Genomic DNA, 4124 nt, shown 5'->3' on the forward strand with positions numbered 1-4124 from the left:
CAGCATGTCCACGGTTTCGACGCTGAGCACGGCGTGGGCGCTGAGCCGCACCCGGCCGTCGCGGCGGTCAGCGGGCGCAGGTCGAGGATGCACTCGTGGGCGACGAGCCCGTTCTCCCCGGAGTAGAGCAGCGGGTATGCGCCCTCGAGGCCCTTGGCAACGTAGTTCGCCGCGAGCACGGCGGCGCCGGTGGCCTGCTTGAGGCCGGCCGCGCCCATCATGCGCACGTAGGCCCAGGAGATCGGCAGGATGCCCGGGCTCCCGTACGGTGCGGCCGAGACCGGGCCGCCGCCGTGCACGACGGTTCCGGCGCTGCCGTCGGCGCCCCGGAGGTAATGCTCCTCGTCCTGGGCGAGCGGGTGTCCGGGCAGGAACGGCGCGAGGTGCGCCTTCGCCGCGACCGGGCCGACACCGGGTCCGCCGCCGCCGTGCGGGATGCAGAAGGTCTTGTGCAGGTTGAGGTGCGACACGTCGCCGCCGAAGTCGCCGTACCGGGCGAAGCCGAGCAGCGCGTTGAGGTTGGCGCCGTCGACGTAGACCTGCCCGCCGGCCGCGTGCACGGCCTGGCAGATGGTGCCGACCTCGTGCTCGTAGACGCCGTGCGTCGAGGGGTAGGTGATCATGAGCGCGGCGAGGCTGTCGGCGTGCTCGGCGATCTTCGCGCGCAGGTCGTCGAGGTCGACGTTCCCGAGGTCGTCGCACGCGACGACGACGACCTTCATGCCGGCGAGCACGGCGGATGCCGCGTTCGTGCCGTGCGCGCTCGACGGGATCAGGCAGATGGTGCGTTCAGCGTTGCCGTTGGCGAGGTGATAGCCGCGGATGGCGAGCAGCCCGGACAGTTCGCCCTGGCTCCCCGCGTTCGGCTGGAGCGACACGGAATCGTACCCCGTGACATCCGTCAGCCACGTCTCGAGCTGCCGGATGAGTTCGAGGTAGCCGTCGACGTCGTCGCGTGGGGCGAAGGGGTGGATTCCGCTGAATTCGGGCCAGCTGACGGCCTCCATCTCGGTCGCCGCATTGAGCTTCATGGTGCAGGAGCCGAGTGGGATCATGCCGCGGTCGAGCGCGTAGTCGTAGTCGGCGAGGCGCTTGAGGTAGCGCATCATGCTCGTCTCGGAGCGGTGCGTGTTGAAGACAGGGTGCTCGAGGTACGTCGTGGTGCGGGCGAGCTCCTCGGGGAGCCCGGTGACGGATGCCTCGAGGTCGACGTGTCCGAAGGCATCGGTTCCGCCGAACGCGCCGAGCACCGCGGCGAGGTCGCTCCGGGTGGTGGTCTCGTCGACACTGATGCCGATCGTGTCGCAGTCGACCTGGTAGAGGTTGACGCCGGCGCCCGAGGCGCGGGCGACGATCTCGGCGGCACGGGACGGCATCGAGACCCGCACGGTGTCGAAGAAGGTGTCGTTCAGCACCGTCACGTCGGCGGCGCGGAGTGCGGCGACGAGCCGGCCGGCGTTCTCGTGCACCCCGCGGGCGATCTGGCGGAGCCCGTCCGGGCCGTGGTAGACCGCGTACATGCCCGCCATGACGGCGAGGAGCACCTGGGCGGTGCAGATGTTCGAGGTTGCCTTGTCCCGGCGGATGTGCTGCTCGCGCACCTGGAGCGACAGGCGGTAGGCCGGGTGGCCGGCCGCGTCGACGCTCACGCCGACGAGGCGCCCGGGCATCTGGCGTTCGAGGCCCTTGCGCACGGCGAGGTAGCCGGCGTGCGGACCGCCGAAGCCCATCGGCACGCCGAAGCGCTGGCTCGTGCCGACGGCCACGTCAGCACCGAGTTCGCCGGGCGACATGATCAGGGTGAGCGCGAGCAGGTCGGCGACGACGACGGCGAGAGCGCCCTGGGCGTGTGCTGCCTCGATCACGGCGGCAGGATTCCAGACCGTCCCGGTCGCGCCGGGGTACTGCACGAACACGCCGAAGTAGTCGCCGAGCCCGGCGGAGGCATCGGCGTCACCGGCGGCGGCGGGCTCCGCGTCGGCGCCGGGCGTGCCGAAGTCGGTCTCCACGAGCTCGATCCCGAGCGCGGCGGCCCGGTTCGCGAGCAGTGCCTTCGTCTGTGGGAGCGCGTCGGCGTCGACGAGGAACCGGTGGGACGGCGACTTCGAGCCGCGCCGGGCGAGGAGCATGCCCTCGACGACGGCTGTCGACTCGTCGAGCATCGACGCGTTCGCGGTGTGCAGACCGGTCAGGTCGGCGATCATCGTCTGGAAGTTGATCAGCGCCTCGAGCCGGCCCTGGGAGATCTCGGGCTGGTAGGGGGTGTACGCCGTGTACCAGCTCGGGTTCTCGAGGACATTGCGCTTGATCACGGCCGGCGTGATCGTGTCGTAGTAGCCGAGCCCGATCATCGAGCGCTGTACGGTGTTGCGGCCGGCGAGGGCGCGCAGCTCCGCGAGCGCCTCGCGCTCGCTCGCTGCGGGCGGAAGCAGGGTGTCCGACTCCGACCGGAACGCGTCGACGTGGATCGAGGCGGGAACGGCGGCGGCCACGAGGGCGTTGACGGAGTCGTAGCCGAGGCGGGCGAGCATCGTGGCCTGCGCCGCGGTATCCGTGCCGATGTGCCGCTCGGTGAACGGGCGCTCGGTGGCCTGGGCTGAGGCCTGGGCGGTCAGGGTGGGACTGAGGTGCTTGGTCATCTGGCGCTGCCTGCTTCCTGGGAGCTTATTCGCCGGTGAGGGCGGAGTATTCGGCGTGGCTGAGGAGGGGCGGCAGCTCGAGGAAGGTGACCTTGATCAGCCAGCCCTCTCCGAAGGGGTCGCTGTTGACGAGCTCGGGGCTGTCGACGACACCGTCGTTGGTGGCCGTGACCGTGCCACTGACCGGCGCGAAGAGCTCGCCGACCGACTTGGTGGATTCGATCTCGCCGACGATCGAGCCGGCGATGACACCGGTTCCGACGGCGGGCAGCTCGACGAAGACGACGTCCCCGAGCTTCTCTGCCGCGTACGCCGTGATTCCGACGGTTGCGGTGTCGCCCTCGATGAGGACCCACTCGTGTTCTGCGGTGTACTGGAGGGTGGTCTGGTCGGTCATGGGGTGTCCTTTCGGCGGAACAACGGGCAGTGCGTGCTGGTCTGGAGGGGTGCCGGCGAGAATCGCCGACGGGAGTGCGTGGGCGGATGCCCTCGGGGTCAGGGCTTGCGGGAGTAGAACGGGAGCGCGGTCACGGTCGCCGGGATGCGCGTGCCGCGCACGTCGACGAAGACCTCGGTGCCGAGCCGGGCGATCGACGGCGAGACGTACGCCATCATGACCGGATGTCCCAGGGTCGGGGAGAGGGCGCCGCTCGTGATCATCCCCTCCGGTGTGTGCGCGTCAGCGCTGCGGAAGACGTCGTAGGAGGCGCGGCCGGCGCGCTTGCCCGCGGACACGAGTCCGACGAGCACGGCGGACCCCGCCTGCGGCCCCTCTTCGCTCGCGGCGCGGCCGATGAAGTCGGTCTCCTTGGCGAGGTTGACGACCCGGCCGAGTCCGGCCTGGGCCGGGTAGGTCGCCTCGCTCAGTTCGTGGCCGTAGAGCGGCATGCCGGCCTCGAGGCGCAGGGTGTCGCGGCTCGCGAGTCCGGCGGGCACGAGGCCGTGGTCGGCGCCGGCCGCGGTGAGCGCATTCCAGAGGGCGAGGGCCCGATCGATGGGCACGTACAGTTCGAAGCCGTCCTCCCCGGTGTACCCGGTGCGGGCGATCAGCACCGGGACGTCGGTGAAGGTGCCCGTCATGGCCCGGTAGTAGCGGAGGGCGCCGAGGTCGTCGGTGGCCGTGAGACCGGCGGTCGCCTGGAGGATGGCGAGGGAGTTCGGGCCCTGGACGGCGATGAGCGCGGTGTCGTCGCTCTCGTCGGTCACGGTCACGTCGAAACGGGCAGCGCGCTTGGTGAGGGCCTCGAGCGCCGGGAAGTGGTTGCCGGCATTGGCGATCACGAGGAACTCGGTCTCCCCGGTGCGGTAGACGACGATGTCGTCGACGATGCCGCCTGCCGCGTTCAGGATCAGGCTGTACTTCGCCTGGAAGAGGGCGATCGCGGAGAGCTTTCCGGCGAGGGCGTAGTCGAGGTACGCCGCGGCATCCGCCCCGCTCACGCGGATCTCGGCCATGTGGGAGAGGTCGAACAGGCCGGCGGCGGT

At 70.6% G+C, this 4124-nt stretch carries 3 protein-coding genes; all 3 read right to left on the minus strand.

The features are described 5' to 3' along the window. On the minus strand, positions 1 to 2531 hold a 2531-nt coding region (gene gcvP, locus QN345_RS16200; RefSeq protein WP_323508875.1), incomplete at its 3' end, for an aminomethyl-transferring glycine dehydrogenase. A gap of 133 nt (positions 2532 to 2664) precedes the next feature. Continuing rightward, positions 2665 to 3036 carry a glycine cleavage system protein GcvH gene (gcvH, locus tag QN345_RS16205; RefSeq protein ID WP_134562225.1) on the minus strand — a complete coding sequence of 124 codons (372 nt, stop codon included), beginning with the start codon at positions 3034 to 3036 and terminating at the stop codon, positions 2665 to 2667. A gap of 98 nt (positions 3037 to 3134) precedes the next feature. Further along, positions 3135 to 4124 (minus strand): glycine cleavage system aminomethyltransferase GcvT (gene gcvT, locus QN345_RS16210; protein WP_323508874.1); only part of this gene is annotated, 990 nt, incomplete at its 5' end.

The sequence above is a fragment of the Cryobacterium sp. 10I1 genome, from assembly GCF_035019805.1.
Lineage (GTDB): Bacteria > Actinomycetota > Actinomycetes > Actinomycetales > Microbacteriaceae > Cryobacterium > Cryobacterium glucosi.

What these genes read in the sequence shown, in the direction of transcription:
- gcvH (WP_134562225.1), bottom strand. Translation starts at nt 3,036, where the DNA reads ATGACCGACCAGACCACCCTCCAGTACACCGCAGAACACGAGTGGGTC.